Origin of the sequence: Nonomuraea sp. NPDC050202 (genome assembly GCF_040656115.1) — a bacterium.
Classification (GTDB): Bacteria; Actinomycetota; Actinomycetes; order Streptosporangiales; family Streptosporangiaceae; genus Nonomuraea.
In genome coordinates, this window is the sequence record NZ_JBFALF010000071.1 from 1 (window position 1) to 24,884 (window position 24,884).

The 24,884-nt window shown below is 67.8% G+C and carries 19 protein-coding genes and 1 pseudogene; 12 read left to right on the top strand and 8 right to left on the bottom strand.

The features are described 5' to 3' along the window. Positions 1–445: 445 nt before the first annotated feature. Positions 446–1,018 (bottom strand): hypothetical protein, encoded by a 573-nt coding sequence (locus tag AB0I79_RS61065; RefSeq protein WP_357895183.1) that lies wholly within the window; start codon positions 1,016–1,018, stop codon positions 446–448. Positions 1,019–1,126: 108 nt separating this feature from the next. Here AB0I79_RS61065 and AB0I79_RS61070 point away from each other — a divergent pair, with 108 nt between their 5' ends. Continuing rightward, on the top strand, positions 1,127–1,282 hold the full coding sequence (locus AB0I79_RS61070; protein WP_357895186.1) for a hypothetical protein: 156 nt from the start codon (positions 1,127–1,129) through the stop codon (positions 1,280–1,282). 168 nt (positions 1,283–1,450) lie between these two features. Here AB0I79_RS61070 and AB0I79_RS61075 read toward each other — a convergent pair whose 3' ends face one another. Both AB0I79_RS61075 and AB0I79_RS61080 read right to left on the bottom strand, forming a co-directional pair. After that, positions 1,451–1,999, bottom strand: a complete 549-nt coding sequence (locus AB0I79_RS61075) for a hypothetical protein (protein WP_357895188.1) — start codon at positions 1,997–1,999, stop codon at positions 1,451–1,453. 532 nt (positions 2,000–2,531) lie between these two features. Continuing rightward, a complete protein-coding gene (locus AB0I79_RS61080; RefSeq protein ID WP_357895191.1) occupies positions 2,532–2,996 on the bottom strand; it encodes a MarR family transcriptional regulator in 465 nt (154 codons plus the stop codon). A gap of 89 nt (positions 2,997–3,085) precedes the next feature. Between AB0I79_RS61080 and AB0I79_RS61085 the strand changes: the two genes are divergently transcribed. Together AB0I79_RS61085 and AB0I79_RS61090 are read left to right on the top strand one after the other, a co-directional pair. Then, a complete protein-coding gene (locus AB0I79_RS61085; RefSeq protein WP_357895194.1) occupies positions 3,086–3,397 on the top strand; it encodes a DUF1330 domain-containing protein in 312 nt (103 codons plus the stop codon). Between the two features lie 52 nt (positions 3,398–3,449). Beyond that, positions 3,450–3,926 (top strand): hypothetical protein, encoded by a 477-nt coding sequence (locus tag AB0I79_RS61090; RefSeq protein ID WP_357895197.1) that lies wholly within the window; start codon positions 3,450–3,452, stop codon positions 3,924–3,926. Between the two features lie 23 nt (positions 3,927–3,949). Here AB0I79_RS61090 and AB0I79_RS61095 read toward each other — a convergent pair whose 3' ends face one another. After that, the gene (locus AB0I79_RS61095) at positions 3,950–4,912 is read right to left on the bottom strand and encodes a nitrilase-related carbon-nitrogen hydrolase (RefSeq protein WP_357895200.1); all 963 of its coding nucleotides are present in this window, start codon (positions 4,910–4,912) and stop codon (positions 3,950–3,952) included. 142 nt (positions 4,913–5,054) lie between these two features. On the opposite strand from AB0I79_RS61095, the gene AB0I79_RS61100 reads away from it, so the two are divergent. After that, positions 5,055–5,936, top strand: a complete 882-nt coding sequence (locus tag AB0I79_RS61100) for a LysR family transcriptional regulator (RefSeq protein WP_357895203.1) — start codon at positions 5,055–5,057, stop codon at positions 5,934–5,936. 16 nt (positions 5,937–5,952) lie between these two features. Here the strand turns inward: AB0I79_RS61100 and AB0I79_RS61105 are convergent, their stop codons facing one another. Both AB0I79_RS61105 and AB0I79_RS61110 read right to left on the bottom strand, forming a co-directional pair. Further along, on the bottom strand, positions 5,953–6,819 hold the full coding sequence (locus AB0I79_RS61105; RefSeq protein ID WP_357895236.1) for an LLM class flavin-dependent oxidoreductase: 867 nt from the start codon (positions 6,817–6,819) through the stop codon (positions 5,953–5,955). Between the two features lie 50 nt (positions 6,820–6,869). After that, on the bottom strand, positions 6,870–7,823 hold the full coding sequence (locus tag AB0I79_RS61110) for a proline dehydrogenase family protein (protein WP_357895206.1): 954 nt from the start codon (positions 7,821–7,823) through the stop codon (positions 6,870–6,872). Positions 7,824–7,998: 175 nt separating this feature from the next. On the opposite strand from AB0I79_RS61110, the gene AB0I79_RS61115 reads away from it, so the two are divergent. From AB0I79_RS61115 to AB0I79_RS61135, 5 genes are all read left to right on the top strand, one after another. After that, the gene (locus AB0I79_RS61115; RefSeq protein ID WP_357895209.1) at positions 7,999–8,973 is read left to right on the top strand and encodes a helix-turn-helix domain-containing protein; all 975 of its coding nucleotides are present in this window, start codon (positions 7,999–8,001) and stop codon (positions 8,971–8,973) included. Positions 8,974–9,016: 43 nt separating this feature from the next. After that, the gene (locus AB0I79_RS61120; RefSeq protein WP_357895212.1) at positions 9,017–9,478 is read left to right on the top strand and encodes a GNAT family N-acetyltransferase; all 462 of its coding nucleotides are present in this window, start codon (positions 9,017–9,019) and stop codon (positions 9,476–9,478) included. 1,150 nt (positions 9,479–10,628) lie between these two features. Next, the gene (locus AB0I79_RS61125; protein ID WP_357895215.1) at positions 10,629–12,860 is read left to right on the top strand and encodes a hypothetical protein; all 2,232 of its coding nucleotides are present in this window, start codon (positions 10,629–10,631) and stop codon (positions 12,858–12,860) included. Between the two features lie 117 nt (positions 12,861–12,977). Further along, on the top strand, positions 12,978–16,121 hold the full coding sequence (locus tag AB0I79_RS61130) for a hypothetical protein (protein ID WP_357895218.1): 3,144 nt from the start codon (positions 12,978–12,980) through the stop codon (positions 16,119–16,121). A gap of 86 nt (positions 16,122–16,207) precedes the next feature. After that, positions 16,208–17,905 carry an ABC transporter substrate-binding protein gene (locus AB0I79_RS61135; RefSeq protein ID WP_357895220.1) on the top strand — a complete coding sequence of 566 codons (1,698 nt, stop codon included), beginning with the start codon at positions 16,208–16,210 and terminating at the stop codon, positions 17,903–17,905. A 679-nt stretch (positions 17,906–18,584) separates the two neighbouring features. On the opposite strand, the gene AB0I79_RS61140 is transcribed toward AB0I79_RS61135, so the two are convergent. Then, the gene (locus AB0I79_RS61140) at positions 18,585–19,232 is read right to left on the bottom strand and encodes a response regulator transcription factor (RefSeq protein WP_357895223.1); all 648 of its coding nucleotides are present in this window, start codon (positions 19,230–19,232) and stop codon (positions 18,585–18,587) included. Further along, the gene (locus AB0I79_RS61145) at positions 19,222–21,366 is read right to left on the bottom strand and encodes a sensor histidine kinase (protein WP_357895227.1); all 2,145 of its coding nucleotides are present in this window, start codon (positions 21,364–21,366) and stop codon (positions 19,222–19,224) included. Before AB0I79_RS61145 ends, AB0I79_RS61140 begins: the two co-directional genes overlap by 11 nt. 89 nt (positions 21,367–21,455) lie before the next feature. Between AB0I79_RS61145 and AB0I79_RS61150 the strand changes: the two genes are divergently transcribed. The 3 genes and pseudogenes from AB0I79_RS61150 to AB0I79_RS61160 form a co-directional block, all read left to right on the top strand. Continuing rightward, entirely contained in the window at positions 21,456–22,127 is a 672-nt protein-coding gene (locus tag AB0I79_RS61150; protein WP_357895230.1) for a hypothetical protein, read from the top strand. A 490-nt stretch (positions 22,128–22,617) separates the two neighbouring features. Next, positions 22,618–23,214: a DUF6461 domain-containing protein gene (locus tag AB0I79_RS61155; RefSeq protein WP_357895233.1), complete on the top strand. Its 597-nt coding sequence runs from the start codon at positions 22,618–22,620 to the stop codon at positions 23,212–23,214. 134 nt (positions 23,215–23,348) lie between these two features. Further along, positions 23,349–24,022: pseudogene (locus AB0I79_RS61160) on the top strand (IS630 family transposase); the annotation flags it as partial. Positions 24,023–24,884: the final 862 nt, after the last annotated feature.

Below are 24,884 nucleotides of genomic sequence, written 5' to 3' on the forward strand. Positions count from 1 at the left end.
GGCGAGGTCCTTGGCGATGATCCGGCCGTCCCGGTTGAGACGTTCCAGGAGCAAGTCACGGCGTTGGGCGGCCAGCATGCACGTTTCTCCTTGTTCTTTCCGAGAGATTCATCTTATCGCCCCCCGAGCGCCAGCCGGGTCGCACTCGAAGCCCGCGTGCTTCATGAGCCGCTGACCGGATCCCCGCCGTTGGCCGACCTCGCGGGCATAGGGAAGCTCCTGGTCCAGGAGCAGCCTTGCGCGCGGCGGAGATGTCCACGACAACGGGCTCAATGTGCCCGAGCACTTGAAATCAGGGCCACGCCGGTAGTGCGGCCAAGGCGCCGTCAACATGTACCGAAAGCAGGACAGGCGCACCCGTCCAGGGTTGCGCCTGTCGATGTGGATCCGCCAGTTCGCCTCGTCCGGCTCGTCGACCACGGATAGCCGGCGGGTCAGGGACAGTCTATTTCTCGCACGTCACCGTGTAGGTGGCCTGCGCGATCGGCTTGTTGTGGCTGAGCACCTCAAGTGCGACGGTCCCGTCCGTCTTGGAGGGCCGCGTCCACGAGGTCTGCAGCTCCGCCCATCCGCTCTTGCCAACGGTGACCGTGCCGGCACTTCTCGGCTGCCCGTCGATCAGCCATCGGTAGCCGATCTCCGTACCGACCGCAGCCGCCAGGCGGCCGTTCGCCACCATGTACGGAGGCTCGGCGCAATCGCCGTGATATGCCTGCGGCCAGAGCGCGGCAACGCGCACCGGACCAGGCGAGGGGTCCTTCGGAACGCAGGTCCAGGTGTAGGCGTGGTACTTGCGCGGCCTGTTCTGGTCGATCACCTCAATCATGACGGTACGGGTGCCGCTGCCGGTCAGATGGCTGTGCCACATATCGCCGATCGTCTGGCCCCGGCCCCGCTCAAGCCGGGCGGTCCTGACCGGGCCCGGCTCGTTGTCCGCGATCACGCGGTAGCGAAGATCCGTGTCCCGATCCGCAACCACCACGGCGTCCGACCTGAGATCGACGTCGCCGAACTTCACAGCCCGCTCGACCACCGCTGGGAGCTGCGGCTCACCAAGACCCGAACCTGGTCGGGCGAACTGCCCGCACCCCTGCGCGATGTGCCGGCCGGAGAAGGCGTCGGCCCGGTGCCGTTCGAGAGGCGCTTCCTGACGGGCCTGGTACACAAGCGGGAGGAGACCGTAGCGAACGCCGAAACACTGAAGGCGGCCGGGGAGGCCGCCTTCGAGCTGTGGCTGGCCGACGCCGTCCAGCAGGCGAAGATCACTTGGCACTGGTTGTGAGCGACGCGTCCTGTCGTTCCAGCGGGCGTTCCCAAGATCGCCCGATTCTGAGCAGGGGCTCTCGGCGCCAGCTTCGCGCTCCTGCCGCCAGAGAACAACGGGGAGGGCGGGAAGCGCTTCCGGACAGGGAGAAGAGCCTGCCGGAAGCGCGTCGTCCGCGGGGTTGGGTCACCCGGCGCAAATGGCGTAGATCTCCAGCTCGTAGGGGTCGGCACCGGTGTACTCGGCGGCGAGGGTCCAGCCGTTCACGTCGGGCTTGCTGACCTTGATCGCACCAAGCGACCACACCGCGCCGGACCTGCGGAGCTGGCCGCCGCCACCCACGACCGTGGTGCCCGGAGGGCAGTTGAGCGTGTCGCCGAGGCGGTTCTTGAACGTCTTGTGGACCTGCGTGAACTTGCCGCTGCCGTCCTTACCGGGCGGGCCCTGCTCACCCTGCGGTCCTTGCTCACCCTGGGGGCCCTGGTCGCCCTTGGGCCCTTGCTCGCCCTTGGGTCCCTGCTCACCCCTGGGGCCCGCGGGGCCCCGGGACCCGTTCTCGCCCTTCGGGCCCTGCGGGCCGGTGGCGCCCTTGGCGCCTTGAGGACCCTCGGGCCCCTGCGGGCCCTGAGGCCCCTGCACGCCCTGCGCGCCGCCGCCGATCACCATGCGTTGCTCGGTTGTCCTGCACCGGGTGGAGGCGTTGACCACGCGGGCGTATCGCGTCTTCTTGTGCACGCAGACATGCACCTGACCGGCTGCCGCAGAGGCGGGGGCGACGCCACCTGCTACGAGAAGCGAAGTGGCCAGCACTCCTGTTCCTGCGAGGGCGAGCACGCGTTGACCGCGGATCTTTCTGGGCACGATTCACCTTTCCGGAAACCTGTGACATGAAGGCCGACGCCGCGCCTGCGGGAGGCCGTACAAGGCGCGCTCCTTGAGGAGGCGAGGCGCGAAGCGATCGGGGCGCCGACGGTATCCGGCGCCCTTTGTCGGCCGATGGAAACTTCTTGTGACCATCACAGCGACCCGGGAAGGCCCGCGATCCCGTCCGTTGCAGCTCTCCGATGATCCACAAGTAGCGACAAGGGATCGACAAGGGCCCCTTGCATACTTCTGGACAGTGCCGGCGTTCGCACCTTCGGCTCCTTCTCGGGCGAATCGCCGTCTTGTGCAGGGAAGTGACCGGACTCAGGACCGTCCGGCGGCCGGATCAGAGAACGGGGGCCGGGTGTGACAACGGACTGCGGCGCAGGTGGAGAGAGCCGGATCAGCGGCCCTTGTCCGGCCGCTGGTTCGCGTCGCGGATCCGCCGCAGGATGGGGATCATGACGGCTACCTCTTCGTCCGTCAGGACGTCGTAGATGTGGCGCTGGGCCGAGGCCAGTCCTAGGGCGCCTCGTCGGCGGGCCTCCTCCAAGCCGTCCGGGGTCAGTGTGACGAGGATGGCCCGCCGGTCTTCCGGATGCGCCTGCCGGGTGACGAGTCCCCGTTCCTCTGCGGTGTCCAGCAACCGGGTCGTCCTTGTGGTGCTGGTCGCCAGCGCTCGGGTGATGTCCACCGTGCGCAGAGCGTGGCCGGGAGTTCTCGCCAGCCTGAAGAGCAGGTCCGAGATCGACGCGTCAAAGTCGCCAGCGGGGCTGACGTCCGCGTCGATGTTCCTCGTCACGGCCAGATAGGCCTCACGAAGCATGCCATAGGCCTCCCAGCGCGGGTCGCCGAACAGATCGCTCATGAATCACTCACTTGCGGGATTATCCCGATCGGTAGTAAATTCGGGATTGTCCCGAATGGGACTAATTTACATGCACTGAGGGAGACTTCATGACTGCCTACGCCCTGTTCGACAACATCGAGGTCACAGACCCTGCCAAGCTGGCGGAGTACACCGCCCGGGTACGCGCCGTGGTGGAGAGTCACGGTGGCCGTTACCTCGCCGTCGGCGGCCAGGTCAACGTGGCCGAGGGCTTGCCGATGCTGACCTACCCCGTCCTCATCGAGTTCCCCGATCTGGCGGCCGCGCACGGCTGGTACGACTCGCCCGAGTATCAGGAGCTCAAGGCGCTGCGGCAGTCCGGCTCCAAGGCCAACGCCACCTTCTTCGAGACCGGGCCCTCCGAGCTGCTGGCCGCGTAGCCGACTCCCCGGGGCGGTACCGCTTGCCCCACGTACCAGGAAGAAGAGAAACATGTCACAAGACCAGCTCCGCTCGGACGTCCAGTCCTCGTACTCCCAAGTATTGGAGGATCGTCTGGCGGAATGGTCGCGGCGGACCGGGATCACGGTGGAGGTCTGGGCCCTGCCGAAGGAGCGACTCGCCGGTCGCATCGCCGCCGTCGTTCATGGTGTGATCCGCGAGGTCCTGCAGGAGATCGAACGTCAAGCGCAGGCCCGTACCATCTGCTTCGCCCTTACCGTGGCTCGGACCGGCCTGCGCTTGACGATCAGCGACGACGACGGGGGCATGACGGCGAAGGCGCTCGAAGCGCTGGAGACGCGGCTGCTGACGGGCCGGGCCGACCTCACCAGGCTGGGCGGCCGCCTCAGCGTCAACAGCGTGCTCGGCGAGGGTACCACGGTCAGCGGCGCCCTGCCCCCGAAGGCGATCAAGCAGTACGCCTCCGAGGAGAACGTCCCCGTGCCGGCGAGTCTGGCGGACCTGTAGAACCGGTCGAGGGCACCACCCGATCAGGACCGCGGGACGCGCAGGATGGGCACCGGATCGGCGGCGAAGCGGGCGGTGCGCGGATCGCGCTCGTCGCCGAACCAGCGGGTGAGGATCTCATACAGTTCGGGACGCCGGCCCTGCAGCCAGCGTCGCCCGGTGGACAGGGGCAGCAGGCTCAGGTCGAGATCGGCGGCCACCATGGCATCGGCGGCGGCCCAGGTCTCGGCGAGGATACGGCCGTAGGGGTCGAGGATCATCGCGTTCCCGGTACGGATCTCATCATCGTCCTTCCCAACGCCGTTGCTGAACACGACGAACAGGCCATTGTCGTGGGCCCGGGCGGGCAGCCAGCGCATCAGCCACTCGCGTCCGTACGGTCCGCGCAGCTCCGCTTCGATCGCCTCGGGGTCGTGGTGTCTGCGGTTCCAGAGCTCCGCGGGGATCGGCCGCATCCCATGCGGGCTGCGAGAGGCGGTGCCGCCGGTCTGGTGGGGTGCGATGAGCACGGAGGCGCCCATCAGCGCGGTCGCCCGTACGTTCTCGACCAGGTTGTTGTCCCAGCAGATGAGGATGCCCACGCGCACGCCCCACGGCGTGTCGAAGACGGTGTAGCCGTCGCCGCTGCCGATCGCCTCGTGTTCGAAGGCGTGCAGCTTGCGGTGCTGGTGGACCTGGCCGTCAGGTAGGCAAACGGCGTAGCTGTTGAACAGCCGCCCCTCCTCGCCGGCTTCCAGGAAGCCCACCCCGACGGCGATCCCGTGCTCCACCGCCAGATCGCGTACGCGCGCGACGGATGGCCCCGTCAACGGCTCGGCCAGCTCGCGCAGCCGCTTGGCCGGATGCCGGCGCAGGTGCCAGTAGCCCAGCAAACACATCTCCGGGAAGGCGACAATGTGCGCCCCACCGGCGGCGGCCTCCCGCACGTAGTGTTCGATCCTGCCCAGGTTGTAGGCCTTGTCATCCGGCCGGTGCTCGAACTGCACGGTCGCGCATCGCAACACGTCGCCATTCGCTTTGTCTTGCTGCTCCATCATGGCCTCCCGTCACACGTTCCTGGCACCAGGACATCGCACGAGTGACTGATGCGTCCAATGAATGTTTTATGGCGTTCCATAGAATGAAGGAATGGATATCGGTCTGCTCCGCGCCTTTCTCACCGTGGCCGAGCAACGCAACTACGGCCGCGCCGCCCAGTTGCTCCTGGTGACGCAGCCCACGCTGACGAAGCAGATCCAGTCCTTGGAGGCGCGGGTCGGGGGCCGGCTGTTCCACCGCGGGCGCCACGGCGCCACGCCGACCGAGCTGGGCGCGGCCCTGTTGCCGGAGGCGCAGGATCTGGTGCGACGGGCCGACGCCCTGGCCGTGCGGATGGCCAGGATGGCCGGCGGCGAGATCGGCAGGCTGTCGGTCGGCTTCGGGCTCTCCAGCATCGACCTGGCCCCGCGCCTGGTGGCCGCCTTCCGGCGCAGCCGTCCCGACGCGTACGTCACGCTGGAGGACATGTCCTCCCAGGAGCAGCTCGACAAGCTTCGCGCGGGCGAACTGGACGTCGGCTTCGTCCGTCTTCCCGATGAGGACGGCTGGGGGCGGCTGATCCTTGGGACCGACCGCCTCGCGCTCGCCTCGGCCGATCATATGGATCCGCCCCCGTCGGACCCCGCAGAGATCTCACGCTGGGTGGATCGCCATGATTTCGTCCAGTTGGTGACAGCCAGAGGCCCAGGACTGGCAGGTCAGATCAACCGCTTCTGCACCGCCGTCGGCGTCCGGCCTGGCGTCGTCCAGGAAACGCATGACCTGCAAACCGTGCTGGCGCTCGTGGCGGCCGGGACCGACGCCGCGTTCGTCCCGGCGAGCGCCGCCCGCATCGCTCCCCCTCCGATCACGATCACGCCGCTCCGACATGAGGCGGCTGAGTGGCGCATCGCCGCGGTCTGGAGTCCCGGTCATCTCTCGCCGTTGGCTGCGAGCTTTCTCGGTCTTGTCCGCGATGGCTCGGCCGGATGAGACGTCGGGTACCTGATCAGGACCGCGTGCATTCGGCGGCGGCCCGTTCCAGGACCGCTAGTTGAGCGGGGGCCTGGTCGCCGCGGGGCCACAGGACCGCCAGCGTCGTGATGCCGAGTTCCTCGTATCGGCCCAGGCAGTCGCGGAACGCCTCGATCGAGGCCAGTGGGCGCTCGCCACCGTACCCCAGCACCGCCAGGCGGGGCAGCGTGTCGGGGCGGCGGCCCTGTTCGGCGCAGATCTCGTCCAGGAGGGCGACTTGCCGCCGTACCTCGGCATGCGGTGTGCCGGCGTAGGTGGCCGGGTTCTGGCCCACGTCCTGCGTGATCCACAAATCGGCAAAGCGCACGGCCAGCTCCATGCCGCGCCGGGCGGTGGCGGCGACCGCAAGCGGCGGCCTGCGCGGCTGTCCACCGCCGACGGCGACCTGATGGGCGGCGAAAAAGCGACCGGTGTAGTCCGTGTCGGCCTGGGTCAGGAGCAGATCGGTGAGCTCGGCCCATTCGGTGAACCGTGCCGTGCGCTCGGCGCGGCTGAGCGGCCCGCCGCCGAATGCGTCGGAGTCTCCGCCGGGCCCTCCAGCCCCAATGCCCATCACGAAACGGCCCTCGGAGAGGGCGTCGAGGCTCAGTGCTGCCTTGGCCGAGGTGACGGGATGCCGGAAGTTCGGCGCGGTCACCATGGTCCCCACGCCGATGCGCGAGGTGGCCGCCGCGACGGCTGCGAGCGTGGTGTAGGCCTCGTGCCAAACCGGCCGGCCATACAGGTTCAAGTGGTCGTAGAGCCAGCCCCGGCCAAGGCCGAGCTCCTCAGCCCTGCGCCACTCCTGCCGCATCTCACGCCACGGCGAGTCCGGCCACATGATCACATCAAGGTTCACCATGGTCACTGTTTCTCAATGGAAGGGTCGTCGGCAAGGAGCACGCCCCGGTCTCAGGCGGCGGCGTCGATGAGGGCCTGCAGCAGGCGCTGGGGGTCCTCGGCCAGCCGGTTGCACACATACAGCCACCATTCGGTGCCGAAGACGGTGTACTCGCGGGTGGGGTGTCCTCGTTCGGCCATCGCGGCAAGCTGCTCGGGCCCGAGGCCGAGCAGGGTCTCGAACTCCCAGGGCACATCGGGGCCGGTCGTGCCGAGGAGCTGGTCAATCTGGTTGATCAGGTCCCAGTCGTGCGTGGCGAACGAGCACAGATGTCCCGACGCGGCCAGCAGCTTGGCGTAGCGCAGGTATGCCACGGGCAGGGCCTGGTCGCCGCGCGCGTACGCGACGCTCTCCGGCTCCAGGAAGGCACCCTTGACCAGGCGGATCCGTCCTGGCAGGTCGAGCAGCGCCGGCAGGTCATCGGCAGTGCGGTGCAGTCGCGCCTGGACGGTGATCCCGACGTTGTCGAAGCTTCCGGCCAGTTTGCGGTACACCGACAAGACCGCGTCCGTACGGTCCGAGCCCTCCGCCGAGATCATCATCTCCCGCCCGGTATCCGCCGTGGCACGTGCGATGCGCGTGGCGTTCTCCAAGGCGAGATCTTCGTCGATCGCCAGGCCGATGTGCGACAGGTCGAGAGAGATCATGCAGCCCGGCGGGAGCAGGCGGGCGGCGTCGACGAACACGCCGGTCTCCGTCGCGGCGCGCTCCGGGTCCCGGCAGCTCTCCCCCATGTACTCGGCACTCGCACGGTGGCCCGTCGCAAGGATCTCCTTGATGCGGTCCAGCGACTCCGTGAGGCTCTCGCCGGCCACATAGCGCCGCGCCACCTTGCGGGCGATCTCGCCGAGCGCCGGGTCTGCGGGCACCCGCCATTTGAGATCCTCGTCCAGTGCGAGTCTGCGCAGGACTTGGGCGGCCTTGTCGGATCTCTCCTCGATACCGGGGGTGGACGTGTTCGTCATTGTGCGTCTTCCTGTGAAGGTGAAGTAAGGAATGCAGCCGCCCGGTCCCCTGGGACTGATGGCGCTGCACCATCAACCTTCCAGATGCCGCGCTGGTGCGAGAGTGGCAGAAATGCCGAATAAGCTGAAATTCCTGCCACCCATGTGCGCTCCACACCGCTCAAGGAGAACCCGGATGCTGCGCGACGTCGCGGTGCTCGCCCTCGACGGCGGCCATGCCTTCGAACTCGGAGTGTTCTGCGAGATCTTCGGAATCGACCGCAGCGACGACGGCCTGCCCGTCTACGACTTCGCGGTCGTCTCGCCCACGGGATCGAGCGTGCGGACGAGACACGGATTCCACGTTGAGACTCCCCATGGACTGGAACGGCTGGAGTCGGCGGATCTCATCGGCATTCCGGCTTCGGACCCGGACGTCCGGCACTCGGAGGACCTGTACGAGGCGCTCCGGGCCGCGGTGGCACGCGGCGCGCGCGTGCTGAGCATCTGCTCCGGCGCCTTCCTGCTCGGCGAGGCCGGCCTGCTGGACGGCCGCCGTTGCACCACCCACTGGCGCTACGGCGAGGAACTCGCCCGCCGCTACCCGAAGACCCGGGTGGAGGTGGACGTGCTCTTCGTCGACGAGGACCCGGTCATCACCGGCGCCGGGACCGCCGCCGGCATCGACACCTGCCTGCACCTGGTGCGCAAGGAACAGGGCAGCACCGTCGCCAATGACATCGCCCGGCGTATGGTGGCGCCTCCGCACCGGGACGGAAATCAGGCCCAGTACATCAAACGCCCGAACGCCGACCTCGGCGCCGGGCCCTTCGCAGCCCTGCAAACCTGGTTGCAGGCCAACCTCCACGAGGAACTAACTGTGGAGAGCATGGCACGCCAGGTACACATGTCGCCGCGCACCTTCGCCCGGCGCTTCCAGCAGGAGATGGGTATCACACCGCTCCAGTGGCTCACCAACCAGCGCATCGTGCTCGCCCAGCTGCATCTTGAGAACACCGACGAGTCCATCACCACGATCGCCGAGCGGGCCGGATTCGGCTCGGCCGCCACGCTGCGCCACCATTTCGCCCAGCGTCTCGGCACCACTCCCCACACCTATCGGCGTACCTTCCGGGGTCGGCGCGCGGGGCGGGACAAGGCATTTCCCTGACCACAGGCACTGGCGGTGGTGACTGTCGGCCATCATGTCCTGCATGTCGATCAGAACCGCCATGTCCGATGATGTGCCATCTCTTCTCTCCCTCGCCGTGGATTTCTATCAGGAGGACGGGTTCACCACGTCCGAAGCCGACCTGCGCGCCAACCTGACCACGCTGGTGGGCTTGTCCACCGCCCGCGTCGCGGTGAGCGAGGAGGGCGGCCGCCTGGTCGCCTTCGCCATCACCACGACCACGTTCGGGCTCGAATCCGGCTTGATCGCCGAACTCGAGGACCTGTACGTCGCCCCTGACGCCCGCCGACGTGGACAAGCCCAGCGACTCATCGAGGACAGCCTGAGCTGGTCCGCCGGCTTGGGATGCACTCACCTTGAGATCGTGATCGCGCCCAACGGGCAGGACGTGAGCCACTTGTTCGCTTTCTACCGCAAACGGGGCTTTGTCGACGAGGGCCGCCGGCTCCTCAGCCAGCCCCTGAAGCCGCACACCGGGGAATAGGAGCACCAGCCCGGGATTGCGGCTGAGATCACTCTGGCGGCCGTAGCCGGCCGGTCAGCCAAGGCCGGCGTCGCGAGCCTGGATGGTGCCTCGGTCCGGCCGGCGACGAGGCGGCACAATGGTCACGCGTCGCCACTGCGATCTTGAGCTCCCGCTCCACTCCGGTGGGTCTGACGTCCTACCCGTTGTCCAGGGGTGTCGCCCTTCCTTCGAGTCGCTTCAAGCCGGACCACACCGTCGGCGCGGATGCTGATCGCCGCCTCGGACATGGATGCCGAACGATTCGCCGGTTTGATATTCCAGGCGGAGACCAGGACGCCGATGGATGCGCCAGCCGCCTTGGACGAGGCTCTCAGCATGTGGCCTCCTGCGCAGGACGGCTCAGGTATCAATCTTGAGCGGTGGCACTCTCAAGATCATCGCCGATCGAACGACCCGCTCATGGGATGCCCACCCGCAGGGGTGGAATGTGAGCAGCCATGTGCCCGATCGGGCGTCCGCGCCACCAGCTGTATCCCCTGACGCCACCCTCTTCGCCTTCACTGTGCGCGAAGGAGTGAGGTTCGAGGACGGCACCGCGTCACGGAAACACGGCCCCTCTGGACCAAGCGGCGACAAGACATCTCAAGGAGACGACAAGCGGTCCAGGACATCCTGAGGTCCATGCGCACCAAGAAGATCGCGACGCCGTCGCTCTTCGCTGTCACGACCTCGACCAGCCCGGACGACTGCCCGACATAGCCGAGCTTGGTCACCACAATCGCGCCACCGTCTCATGCCTTCGGCGGGCGGCACGGATCTCACGGCCGTCCACAGCCTCACTCAAGTGAGGGTGGGACGTCCCGCCTCCTTCTGAATGGCGCCGATCACCTGCGGTAGATCGGCCCGTGCTCGCCATGACTCGATTCGCCGTCGGAGGACCAGGCCGTGGCATCGGTCCAGGTGCCCTCTCATGAAGGATGGACAAGCTTTGTTTCGAAGAAAGATCCCCAGGCTTCTCGCTGCCCTGCTGAGCCCGGTGCTCTTGGTGTCCGTGGCCCCTCTCGCCCATGCCGGCCCCCGGACAGTGCCATCAGCCCACGTCACATCGCCTACGCCGACCGGGAAGGACTCGGAGGCGGCCGGGGGTCCGCCGAGCGGACTGGTGGACGTGGAGATCACCCACAGGCTGCCCGAAGGCTTCGATCGGCCCGCGGAAGTGCGGGAGTTCACCGAGCGCGACACCCCTGCCACGGCCTCCGCCTCAGTTCCGTACGGGGAGTTGGAGAAGGTCGAGCAGCAACCCGGCTGGGGGAACCGCGTGCGAGTCGTCGGCTGGGCCATGGACGACGCCTCGACCACCTCACCGAGCCAGGTGCTCGTGTACACCGGGGAATCGTCCTGGTGGACCACCGCTGACGCCCATCGCCCCGATGTCGCGCACAGGGGAACGGGCGACAACCACGGCTTCGAGCTCATGGTTCCGATCACGCAGACGGGAGAGAACGTCGTCTGCGTGACGATCTACGATCGCACCCGCAGTGTGCTGGGCCCGGAGATGTGCGCGAGTTTCGTGGTAGCCGACCCGGTCGGCGCCATGAACGGGCTCACTCTGGACGGCAGCGGCGGCAAGGTCACCGTCACGGGCTGGGCCCTCGACCCCGACACCGCCGACCCGGTTCAGGTGAGGATCATGGACGGCGGTCAGGTGGTGGCCACGGTCACCGCCGACCAGCCGATGGACAAGGAAGACGCCGCGCGGTATCCCGCCCATGGCGCCAACCACGCCTTCACCGCGGAGATCCAGGCGTCCACGGTCCCGGGCATCCACTCGGTCACCGTGATGGCCGTGAACAGAGCCGGATCCGGCTCGGACGTCACGGTGGGCCAGCAGTACTACATCTCCCCCGAGGACGCCACCGCGCCCACGGTGACTGTCGGCGCCTTACGGGCGCGAGAGATGCAGGTGAATCTGAACCCGCTGGGGCTGGACGTCCGGTTCGAGAGCCAGGAGGTCAGCCAAGGCGAGGGCGGGGCGTGGGTCACTCATGGAAATGTCGCCAACCCGAACACGTACCTCTACAAAGGTCTCAAGCCCGATACCCCTTATCGCTTCCGCGTCACCGCTTACAACTACCGCAGCAGCGCCCAGCCGTTGATCTTCGAGCAGCGCACCCCGAAGTCGGCCGCCCCTGTCGGTGGAACGTACGAGATGGCCACCGATCTGTCCTGGAAAGGCGAGGACAAGATCACCTTCAGCGGCTACGCCATCGACCCGGACACGGCCGACCCGATCCAGGTGCGGATCCTCGAGGACGATCGGGTGATCTCCACCGTCACGGCCGACAAGCCGATGAACGAGAACGACGCCGCGCGATATCCCGGCTACGGCACCGAGCACGGTTTCACCGTGACCATCCCGGCGCCCGCCAACCCGGGTCTCCGCTCCTACGCGATGGTGGCCGTGAAGACCCCGGAAACCGGCGGGCAGGACACCCTGATGGGGCAGGAGCACTTCCTCGCTCCCGACGACGTTCGCGAGCCGAAGGCGACCTTGAGCAAAGGCGTCAACGCCACGGAAATGCGCGTTGACCTGGACCTCGGCGAGAACACGAGCTGGGTGGGGTTCGAGGCGATGGAAGTGCCCGAGAGCGGCGACGGCACGTGGGCCGGCCACGACACTGTCCCCAATACCGACACCTATGTCTACAAAGGACTCAAGCCCGGCGTCCGCTACCGATTCCGCGTGACCGCCTACAACTACCGCAGCGCGGCCCCACCGGTCGTCGTGGAGGGCAGAACCGTCGGGACGGCGCCGGCAGCGGTGAGCGAGCTGACGGTCTCCAAGGTCGAGGACCAGGCCCTGACCGTCCAGTGGAAGGACAACAGCAGCGACGAGGACTCCTTCGAGCTCCAGGTCATCGACCTCGAGTCCTCGGCGACCCAGGTGAAGAGCGTTCCGGCGAAGGCGGGGACGTGGCACGTCAACCAGCGCGTCGATGGCCTGAGGTCGCTGGGCGACTACCTGGTCACCGTGCGCCCCGTCCGGGAGAACGCTGAGGAGCAGCATCCCGTCATCCTTCAGGCCAAGACCTCGGGACCGGCCGGCATCAACGAGTTCACCGCCACCGCAATCTCAGAGCCCAGCGGGTGCACCACGGGATTCTCCCTCTCCTGGACGGTCTCCAACACGACGCGAATCGTGATCAAAAGGCAGACCGGCGCGGAGACGGTCCTGCTGGACCGGCAGCTCGCACCCCCCTCGCCAAGCCACCTGCCCCAGACCGGAACCTTCACCGACGACTGGAACAACGTGTCGGCCAAGACGTACGTCCTGATCGCCTACGACCCGAACGGCCGGACGACCACCAGATCCATCAGCTTCGCGGCCCAGAACGGCTAGCCCGGCCCGCCTCGCCAAGTCCGGACAGCGGCGAACGCCGAGGGAATTCCACCGAAGAGTGAGAAGAGCATGCGTGCAAGAAGCAATATCCGCCAGTGGCGGAACAGACGCGGAAGAGTGAACACCTTCGCGCGGGCCCTGATGACAGTGATCGCCTTCGCCCTGGTGGCAACGGTCACGCCACCGAGCGCGACCGCGCCGGTCAGCGCCGCGTCCTCCGCCGGGACGGAGCGGAACGAGACGTTGCGGCAGCGGATGTTCTCCACCCAGGTCCTCGTCACCATGCGGGAGAACCAGGTGAGGAACGCCTATGTGTCGATGTACATGATGGCCTGGATGCTGGACCACCCGAACGCCACGGCGAACGAAGTGGACTACGCCATGAAGGGAGTGATGAACACCTGGAACGAGGCCGAGTACGACACCACGGGTTCCGGACTGGCGAAAACCGCATCCGCCCTCAGCAGCGTTCTGGGGCTCGTCAAAGTCGGCGGCGCGGAGGCCCTTCAGAAGCTGGGCTCGGTGGCCCTCGAAAAGGGGATCAGCCAATACGAGCAGTCGGCGCAGTGGAAGAAGAACGCCGCCGGCGACCGCCTCGCCGCCGATCTCATGCAGGTCCTTCTGCCCTACAGGCGGGAGGTCTACGAGAAGGTCGCCGATTTCGCCAAGGTGAAGCCCGCGTTCGGTGAGGCATGGGATCGCAACATCGGCTGGCAGATGGGGGTCAGCTCGCGCGCCACGCTTGAGGAGATCGAGCTGGATCCGAACGTCACCCGCACGCTCGACATCCGCCAGATCACCAATATCGACTTCACCAACGACCCCGAGGCGTTCGAGGCGGAAGTCATGAAGCAGACCAGGAGTGTGCTGCGAAAACAGCAGACACAGGTCGAGGTGGCGATGACCGGGCTGTCCGACTTGAAGCTCCGCGAGCACGTGTCACTGACGGAGTACGCCCCGCCCATCGACACCGCGGCCTACGCGGAGATCGTCAGCGACAAGGTGAATTGGGACCAGGTTCTCGATGACTCCTACGCCGCATTGAGCGTCCTCAGCCATCTGGCAGGCTGGGTCGATCCCAATTTCGGCAGGAAGCTGGAGATCGCCGCTCGAGCGACCTACCAGATCGGGAAGGCCATCAGCGATTTCATCCCCGCCGCCGCCAGTCTGGGAATGAACGTGCTGACCAACGTGGCCACCGCCAACATGCTGGGTGCGGTCATGGCGGGCATCTCGGCATTGATGCCGCTGTTCCTCGACTCCGGGCCGACCGGCTTGGAGGCCGTGATCATCGCTATGCGTGACATGGTCTCGAAGCTGGGCGAGGAAATGCACGCCCGATTCGATTCCATCGACAATCAGTTATCCGTCATCTACGCCGACATGATGGACCAGTTCGACGAGGTCATCCGGCTCGGCCGGATCAACAACGAGCAGCTCTATCAGGTGAATCTGCAGATCTCCGCGCTGAGCTCCCAGCTCGACGGCTGGGGCACGGAGATCTTCGCCGCGCTGCAGGAGATCGCCCTCAACGATGCCTCGACCGTCCTCGACGGGTACGTCCACTACGCCGCCAACCACAACGGCGCGCAGATCCCCAATGACCGGTACGTCCATGACGCCGAGATACCTCTCCACGCCGCGCTGACGCAGACGATCACGAAGGCGCCGTTCGTCGGCCCCGTCAAGGCAGACGGCACGTGGAGGGAAGGCCAGATCGAGGACGCTCTGAAGATCTACAAGGCCAACGGCGCGATCGCCTACCTGGACTGGTACGCGCGGCAGAGGTTTGGCTGGACCGGCCCCACACTCGGCGCCACGCCCAATCCGGCCGCGTGGCTGGTGCTGGCCCGCGGTTACGAGGTGCTGGAGTCCGAGAACGCCGCCTCGCACAAGAACGTCGCTCCAGCACGAGCAACCGGCGTCGCGGCCCTGGGCAAGGAGATCCTCAAGGCCAACCAGTCTTTCAGCAAGCCGCTGTCCACGCCACGGGCGAACGGAACCGTGACCAACCAGCTGTTCACCGGCCTGATCAACGACTATGACGCAGCGATCGGCAAGCTGAATGACCAGCTTCGGCAGACGCAGAAGGAGTTCGACGACAACCACCTCTACGACATCTTCGGCACTCCGGAGCAGCCGGTGGAGAAGATGAGCGACCCCGGAGAGGTTCGCCCGTGCTCCCCCGAGGGGGACAAGCTGAACGATCCGGTAGCGCTCAAACGACCGCCAAACGTCACCCTCGCCAAACTTCCCGGCCTGTACGTCCTGGCGAGTCAAAAGCTCGACATGACCGAGGCGCCGAAGATCTACCTTTGCCAGGACGTCGAGTATGTGAACGACCGGCTGGAAAGGCGTGGGCGGTATGACATCTACCGCTATGCGGACGTGCGGATCAGCTTCAAGGTCCGGATGGAGCACAAAGGGATCGCCAAGGACCTCCAGACGTGGGCGAAGATCTACCCGAAGGTTCACGACGGATGCGACTACACCCAGCTCACGCTTCCTCGTCGTAACGACAATCCCTGCCGGATGAGCGCCTACGCCCTGGCGAAGAACTGGGAGCCATACGAGGGTCTGCCGGACCGCGAGGGCACGGCCAGGTGGGAGTCGGGCGGTTGGATGGACGCTTTTGGCGAGTGCGTCCCCGTGGCTGAGGACCCGCACGTCTACCCGCAAATACGCGGACAGGTCGTGCAGTTCCTGGCAGGCCGGCAGAACGCCTACTACACCAAGGTCGCCCGCGAACTGGAGACCGGCTCCTCACCGCTGAACAAGGCCAACCAGGCGGTGACCAAGGCGTCGACCCTGCTGCGGGAGTACTCCAGGATCGGCTGGGCGAACACGCTGGAGCACGACGATCTGATGAAGATGGCGCTCTTCAGCGACCAGCGCCTCCCATCGGACCTGGGCGATGACCTGATGATCTCCAGGATGTTCCAGACCGCGCGCGACGCCTACGCCTCGTGCCTGCCCGGGCCAGACGGGAGTTGCACCTCATCTCCCACCGAGTACGACCCGATGAAGGGACAGTCTCTGCCGGCCGCCTGCCCCACCGACGTACCCTCCGCGCAGCGCACCGCCGACCCGGTGGGCAACTGCCTGCTGGGCTTCGGCCTCGGGCGTTCCAGGGTGTTGAAGGAGCGCTACGAGCAGGCGTCCAAGTTGATCGCCGCCGGCACCCACGCCGAGGACATGCCGCTGATCAGCCACGCCGTGGCCAGACTCGAGCACACCGACACACTCGTCCACATCAACTGATCCACCCGCCGAACGAGGTGCCGTCCCCGCAAGCCCGGAGGCGGCACCTCGCCCGCGATGCGAAAGCCGAGCACGAAAGCGACGCGATGAAGCACAAGAAGTACCTCGCCGGTGTCGCGGCAGCCGGTGTGCTGGGGGCCGTCGCCATCTGGCTGACCGGTCCTTCACCGAGCCCGCCCAAGGACACGATCATCGCCTCTCCGCGCAGGACGGCGCAGGCGTCAGTCCTGCGCGGAGGCACCCTCAAGATCGCCACCGATCGCACGATCCACTCATGGGATCCCGCAACCGCCTCCGACCCGTTCATGGACAATGTGCGGCGTCTGTACCTGCGGACCCTCATGGCCCACCCGCAGGGGCGGAACGTGGAGGGTCATGGGCTCGTGCCCGATCTGGCGTCCGCGCCACCCGCCGTGTCCCCTGACGCCACCGCCTACACCTTCACCCTGCGCGAAGGGGTGAAGTTCGAGGACGGCACACCCGTCACCGCCGCCGACGTCAAGCACGGAATCGAGCGCAGCCTGTCGCAGGGGGTCCCCTCAGGACTGGTCGAACTTCTCGACCCGAACGGGACACTCGCCCAGGCCCGCGAGGACGGAAAGACCGCGACGCTCCCCTCGATCGAGGTCCCCGGCCCGGACACCATCATCTTCCGTCTGGCCGGCCCATCCGCGGAGTTCAGCCAGCTGCTGGCCGCACCCGCGACCGCACCGGTCCCGCGGGGGAAGAGCGAATCCGGCTACGGAAGCCGGCCTGTGGCCACCGGCCCGTACCGGTTCGCCGAAGAGGCGTCCGGCCGGCGCCTCGCCCTCGTCAGAAACCCACACTGGAACCCGGGGACCGACCCGGCTCGCCGGGCACTGCCCGACGGGGTCGAGCTCACCCTGGGCGTCTCCCCCGGCCGGTTCCAAGAACTGCTGGATCGTGATCAAGGGCAGGACATCGTGCTCATCACCGACCCGGCCCAGGCGGGAACTCTGCGGGGAGCCGCCCCGCTTGGCAGTGTCAGCGACCTCTACGACCGTACGACGACGTACGTGGCCCTCACCGGCTCCGCCCCCTTCGACGATCTGGACTGCCGGCGCGCCGTGCTGCTGGCCGCGGCCGACCCTGCCCTGCGCGCCGCCGTACAGGCCGCGACCGGCGGGTCCACGGCGCCCAACCTGCTTCCCCCGGGGGTCGAAGGAGCCGATCCGTCCTGGGATCCGTACGGGCTCGCCGGGGAGGGCGGCAAAACAGCCGACGCCACGGCACATCTCGCGAACTGCGCGGACGGCAAAGGTTTCAGCACGTCCCTGGCCGTACGCGGCGACCGGCCCGCCGACCTCACCACCGCCGAGGCGCTCAAGGCGGCGCTGGGCCGCGTGGGCATCACCGTCCAGATCGTCCCACTGGCCGACGACGCAGCCTGGCAGGCGGCCACCGGCACGGCCGGCGACCTGCGCAGGAACGGTTACGGACTGGTGATGGGCCGGACCCACCCCGATGGGAGCTTCGCACGCGCGATCCTCCGGCCGCTCGTCGAGGACCGGGCCCTCGACGAGCGGCCGGACACCCAGGTCGGCAAGACTCTCGACCTGGCACGCCGCCAGAGCAGCCGGGTGGCGGGCGCGGACCTGTACAAGCAGGTCAACCAGCACCTCATGCTCCGTGCCCGCCATCTCCCCCTGGCCTTCGGCAGAGGCGCCCTGTACGTCAGCCCTCGCGTCGGCAACGCCTTTCCCCACCTCGCGTTCGGCATGCCCGACCTGCAGGGCTTGGGTCTGAGTGGCCGCGGGGACTGACGAGGAGCCGTCCGAGATCGATAGCGGGAAGGTCGCCGTCCAAAGGCCCACCCGTGCACCGCACCGTGGCCTTGCCCGACTCCCGCCGGGTGACGGCACTGTTGAGCTGGAGATCAGGACGGGGACCGTGGTGAAGGAGGCCGCTATGGCGCGGCAGGCACTGCGGCGATCGTGCAGTTGCCGAAGTGCTCCTTGCCCTCTCGCCGAGGTTCGGGCTGATCGAGATGTCGGCGTGGATTCGGCAAGCGCCCGGTTCCAAGGGCATCTCGAGCACTGTGGTTCCGCGACGGAATTCAGGGTCGGCTCCGCCGAGATATTTCGTCACCGAGCCGCCCATTCCGGCTGGACCCTGCTCTCCCTTGGGCCCGCGGGACCAGTCGGACTCAATGGGTCTTTGGGGCCTGCGAGACCGATGGAACCGGCCGAGCCAACGGGACCGGTCGCGTCCGTAGCCAGCAGGTCGGCGGCCGGCGATCGTTTTGGACTCTCGTGCTATCCCCTCAGATCGTGACAAACGCGAAGGCGTCAAGGCGGGGTTTGAGAAGCAGTACCTGATGGCGAGCCCTGCCTCCTAAGATCGCCCGGGCCGTCTGGCCCCGATAGGCGATTCACTCCGCCGGGCGGCCTTCCCGGGCCACCGGCGGGATCCCATGGCGCCGAGCAGGCGTTCGACGGCCTGTCAGCCGAGGCCCGCGTCGCGGGCCCGGATGATGGCCTCGGTCCGGTCGGCGACGTGCAACTTGGCGAAGATGTTGGAGACGTTGTTACGCACGGTCTTCGGCGACAGGAACAGGGCCGAAGCGATCTGCGGATTGGACCGGCCTGCGGCGATCAGCGAAAGTATCTCCCGCTCCCGCGGCGTGAGCTGCGGGAAGGTCGTGTCGTCCTGCCGGGCGGGCGGGGCGAAGTACTCCGCCACCCGGCGGGCGATCGCCGGGCCGAAAATGGCCTCGCCATGGGCGACGGCCTGGATGGCGCGCACGATCTCGGTCTGGTTGGCGCCTTTCAGCAGGTAGCCGCGGGCTCCGGCGCGCATCGCGGCGAACAGGGTGGCATCCTCCTCCGACATCGTCAGCATGAGAACGCCGATGTGCGGACTGTCGGCGACCACGCGCCGCGTCGCCTCGATGCCGTCCAGCCCGGGCATGGCGACGTCCATGACCACGATGTCGGGTTGCAGGGCTGAGGCACGTTCCACCGCCTCCTGTCCGTCCGCGGCGGTGCCGATCACGTCGATGCCGGAGATGGAGCCGAGCAGCACCGCCAGCCCATCGCGGTACACCGGGTGATCGTCGGCGAGCAGCACGCGGATCGACTCATCCGGCACCTGACACCTCCATGATCTGCTCCATCGGCAGCCGAGCATGGACCAGCGTGCCGCCCTCCGGCGGGCAGCTCACCTCGCAGTCGCCGCCCAGCTCCGCTGTGCGTTCGCGCAGCGACAACATGCCGACCCCCGCCACGACGTCCGCACCGATGCCGCGACCGTCGTCACGTACCAGCACCTCCAGCACGCCGCCGCGCACCACAAGCGTGACGTCGCAGCGCGAAGCCCCCGCATGGCGGACCACGTTGGCCAGCGCTTCGGACACGATACGGTACGCCGCCACCTCCACCGCAGCCGGCAGCCCCTCCACCCCGTCATCCGACACCACCACCCGCAGACTCCCCGACCGGAGCCGGTCGGCCTGCTGCCGCACCGCGCGCACCAGGCCGAGCTCATCCAGCACCGCGGGGCGCAGATCATGCACCAGCCGCCGGACCTCTCCCAGCACCGCCGTCACATCGGCCGCCGTCTGCTCCAAGATGCGGTCCGACTCTCCCGGCGCGGAGGCCGCCAGATTGCGTGCCGCCTCGATCCGCAGCGCCACCGCGCCCAGGCTCGGGCCCAGTCCATCGTGCAGGTCACGACGCAACCGGCGGCGCTCCTCCTCTCGCCCCAGCACCAGTTGCGCCCGGATCCGCCGCAGGTCGGCACTCAGCTCGCCAGCCCGCGCCGCCGCGGCGGCCTGCCGTACCAGATCACCCAGCAACCGCTGATCGCGCTCGGTCAGCTCCGCGCGGCACAGCACCAGACGACCCACCACCTCACCCCGGTACGAGACCGGCAACGACACCGGCGCACCCCGCGCGGAGCCGTACTCCACCACTGAGCACGCCCCACCCGGCCGATCGATCTCCACCCGCACGTACGGCAGCCGGAACGCCTCCGCCACCATCCCCGCCAAGGCCAGCAGCTGTTCGTCCGGTCCCTCAGCCGACTCCAACCGTTGCGCCAGCGTCGACACCATCGCATACGGATCGTCACGCATGCCGCGCACCAACCGCCGCACCACCCGCCACACCCGATCACGCACCGGCGCGTAGACCATCGCGACCACGGCCAACGCGACCAGCGCGGAATCCCGCTCCCCCAGCACCCGGCCCGCCACGGCGAACACCACAACATCGATCACCACGACCAGCACCGCGAGCGTGCCGTACAGAAAGGTCCCCGGCAGCAAGCGGTCGATCTCGTAGAGCCGGTACTTGCCCACGGCGACCACCACGGCGCCCGATGTAAGCCCGAGCGCGACGCACAGCAGCAGCGAGGCCGGCTCGGGCGATGTCACGAATGGCAGCAGCAGCACCGCCATGTCCACCAGCGCGGCCCAGGTCAGCCAGCGGATCTGGGCACGGCGCTCGGGATCGGCGGCGCGGTAGCGGCGCACCATGACGGCGAACGGCACCACCAGGCCCACCGGCACGGCGGCCTGGGCGACCTCGATCAAGGGCAGCCAGACCTCGTAGGGGAGAGGGATGCTCAGCAGGTCGAGGCCCAGGCGGGAGATCTCGGCAGGCAGCGGCGCCGCCTCATAACGGGTCAGCGCGGCCATGGGCGCGCACACCCACACCGCGGGCAGCAGCGCGGTCAATCCGAGGCTCGCCACGGACAACCATCGCCAGCCCCTGGTGGAGGGCAGGCGCCCGTCGGGGAACAGCAGAATCAGCAGCGGCAGTCCCATCAGCAGGGCAGCGCCGAACCGGGAGTAGAACCAGTACGCGGCGGCGGCCCCCGGCGCGCCCGGGGACACGTAGATCGCATGCAAGGCCCACGCGCCGAGGAAACCGTTCAGCGCCCACTGCACGCCGGAGGCGGTCAGCACCCAGGCGACCGGATGGCGGGGCAGCCGCCGCAGCAGCAGCGCGCCCGGCACGGCCTGGACCAGGCCCGCGAGCGCGAAAGGCCAGCTCACATTGTCGAGGCCGGCGTTCGACGGGACGGTGACGCCGCCGTTGCCGACGTCCAGGAGCACGGTGCCGGCGGTGAGCGCAATGACCGAAACCACCACTGAGACCGGCAGGCGGGTGGTGGATGTTGGCGGTGCCCCGGCCGGTCTCTCTTTCGTCACTGCAGCATTGTGCCGGGTTTGTGTCCCTTTGCCCCAGGGACAACGTGTCCCGGGACAACCGCGCGGCATCCGGGATCGGATCCGGGACGGGTGCCCCTGCCTGCCCGGGACGGCGAGCCGAAATCGTGGTCACCGTCCCAAAACCAAGGGGAGGCACCATGAACTCACGCGTCACCGACGAACCGGCCAAGGCTCGTACGGATCTCCACCGCAGGAACGACCCGCCGTCCAGGAGTCACCACTCGATCAGCGTCGCCGCCGTTCGCCGCGCCGGCGCGGGTCTCGCGGCCGGCTCACTCTCCTGGGCGGTGGCCATGTTCGTCTTCGGCTCGACCGGCGCCGGCATCGGCGAGCGCGTGGTCGACCTGACCGGCCTGCTCTTCCAGCTCGGCGTGTTCGGTCTGCTGATCGTGCAAATGAGGACCCAGGCCATCGGTACGTCCCGCTTCGCCGCCGCCGCGCTCACCGTCGAGGCGGTCCTGCTCGGCCTGGCCAGTGTCTGGTCGCTGCTGCACGGCGTTCTCCCGGACGACGTCAAGAACGCGGCCTGGCTGATGGCCTTCGATCTCTGCTGGCCGGTGTCGATGCTCGGCATGGCCCTGATCAGCGTGAAGCTCGCGGCTGCCAAACGGTGGAGCGGCCTGTTGCGCTGGTGGCCGCTGGTCGCCGAAAGCTGGGCGGTCGTGTCGATCCCGTCCTCCGTGGTGTTCGGTGAAGACGTCTCCGCCTGGATCGGCGGCGGGCACCTGCTCGTCGGGTACGCCACCCTCGGCGTACTGTTGATGGCCCGGCCCGGCCACATCGCATTCGTCCCGTCCGAGGAGGCGTGAGCGGGTAACGGTGGAGCGCTGTCCACGGCCGAAGCCCGCGCCGACCTGGCCACTGCGGGCTTCACCGATATCACCATCACGTCTACTCACCAGGTCGCTGATGGCATGCATTCGGCGATCATCCGTGCGACAGCGCCGCTTCGCGATTGATGCCTTCAACCAGTGATGCCTGGCGAAACGCGGCTCTCGCTCGCCTGACTTCGGTCGGCTCGCGGGCACGGCGCCGCGGGTCGCTCACAGAGCCCTTCGCCACCAGGGCCTTATCCCAACCCACCCCACTCGTGGAAGGCGCCGGATACAACGGGAGGGACTTCTCGCTCAAGTTCATCGGTGAGAAGGCCAATAAGGCGGGCGGATCCACTCAGAGTATCTTCTGGGCGCGCTACCGCATCCTGCACGGCGACCGGTTCTACGTCGACCGGCAGTAGCAGTACGTCGCCCGGCATGTCAGGGTGACTCACGACAAGGCGCCGACGAACAAGGAATGCCCGTGAACGATGTGGAGGAGCACTACCGGAACATCGCCGGCTACTTCTCGGAAACGCTCTGCATCACCTGGTGCCAGGGGCTCACCCTCGACGAGGTGGCCGGCGTCTTCGGCAGCGGCCTGGACACCGGCCTGCGCTACAACGTGGCCGAGGCGGAGAACGCCGGCTTCGAGGCGCGAGAGGAGGCAGGCGGCGTCGCCTGCAGCGCCATAGCCGGGCAACTCGGACCCTGGGTGGTGGTCGTTGAGCCCGAGTACGGGGATACCGGTTCCGGTCACGAGATCCTGCGCGAGTTGTCCGCGAAGGATGGTAGGGCCCTCAACGTCTACTCGGGCATCAATAGCCACAGCCTCGACTACTACCGGGATGCGCGGCCACTGACGACGCTGCAGTTCCTGGAGTGGGGAGAGGAGCCCTTCCACCGGCAGGGAGATCAGCCGCACCTGCTGGACGAGCTCATCGGAAACTTCTCCGGTGAGCGCGCCGCGGACTTCCGGGCGTTCGCGCTGGCCGTGGCCGAGCGGCTGACGGGCGTCCGCCTGACCCACGACTGGCTGTTCAGCAAGCACCGCTGGCTGCAGTGGGAGGACTGGGACTAAGCGCGTATCCAGAAGTTCTGCGCGTAACAGGGTGTGAGATCGCTGGGTCAGACAGGGATTGACAAGGGCCTCGCCGGGGGTTGGATCGAGATTGCTCAGACCATCCGTCCGGCCCCGGCGAGGTCGTGGTCAGTATGCGCCCTCCTATCGTGTTCGCCAATGCTCCGGCCGCCTCGGTCGAGGACCTGCAGGCGGAGTTACGCGGTCGTTGGCGGCAGGCGACACGGGCGGTGATGGTGCTGTTGTCGCTGCATGGATTGCCGGCGGCGCAGATCGCCGGCCTGCTCGGCTACGACCCGGGCACGGTCCGCCGCTGGATCGCGCGGTTCAACCGGTACGGGGTGGCGGGCCTGGCCGACCGCCCACGTCCGGGACGCCCTCGCCGGGGTGGCCGGCGGCTGATCGAGCGCATCGCCGCGTTGCTGGCCCGACCGGGACCATGGACGATCCCCAGATTGTGGCGGATGCTGAACCGGCCCGCGCTGAGCCGCCGCACGCTGTATCGGCGGGTGCGGCTGGTGGCCATCTGGCGGCGCCCTAAGCTGATCGCCAAGGGCGATCCCGATCGCTGGCGGATCTGCTCGACATCACCGCCCGGCTACGGGCGCTGCCGCGCGGGGCAGTGGTGTGGGCTGCCGATGAGACCCACGTCCACTGGCTGCCGCACGTGCGGGCGAGCTGGACGCTGCGCCCGCACCGCCCAGAAGTCCTCACACCGGGCAAGAACCGGCAGGTCACCGTGCTCGGCGCGCTGGAGATGACCACCGGACGGTGGGTGTATCGGCTCGGCCGCCGATGCGCCGCCGACTCCTGCTCCTGCTCGATCAGGTGCTCGCGCCATGCCGCCCGCGACACCGCACCGATGCTCGAACAACTCGGCCCCTCTGCCGCAACCGCCGTCCCGGTCCTGCGCAAGTACCTCCATGACGGCGAGCACGGCCATCTGTACGACCGGGTGGCCATCGCGCGAGCGCTGTGGGCGATCACGGGCGACGCAGAAGGACTCATCGCCCCGCTGCTCGACGCCATCACGGCCCGACCACTGTCCGATCGGGATTGGCAGCGGCCCGCCCCAGAACTGCTCGCAGTGCAGGCACTGGGCATGATGGGCCCAGCAGCCTCCGCAGCCGTACCGGCACTGGAAGCCATCGCACACGGCCGTACCCGCGTGACAGAACGCGCCGTCTGGGCCGACGAGCGCTACCAGCACGCCGCCAGCGTGCGTTGTCCTTCGTTGACCAGCAGCCTCCCTCGTGATCGAGCAGACCCGGTGAAGTCCAGCGGCGTATGACAAAGGATCCCTGTTAGGAGCGGGGGCTGGTTACATACCGTCAAGTGGTGTTGCGCTCGAAGCACGGTTTCGCACTGTGAGCTGGGATTCCCTCGCGATCAGGGCTGCGTCCGCGACGGCGAGGTTTTGGTCTTGCCCATCCCCGGCGTGCCGGCCAACACATGACCTTCCCCCGTTCTCCGGACACGTGACTGGGGTCATCCCTAATCGAGTGTGAGCCCTAGCTGGAGCGTCTGTCGTCGCACACCGTGAGGGTGAAGGTGGGACACATGGCAAAGACTCGTGGTCACGTCCACGGACGTGGTGTATGAATCGATCTTCGCGTGATCCTGTTTCTGCAGGTTAAGCGGTAAGTGTCTGCGGGAGCGGGTTCTGAGCT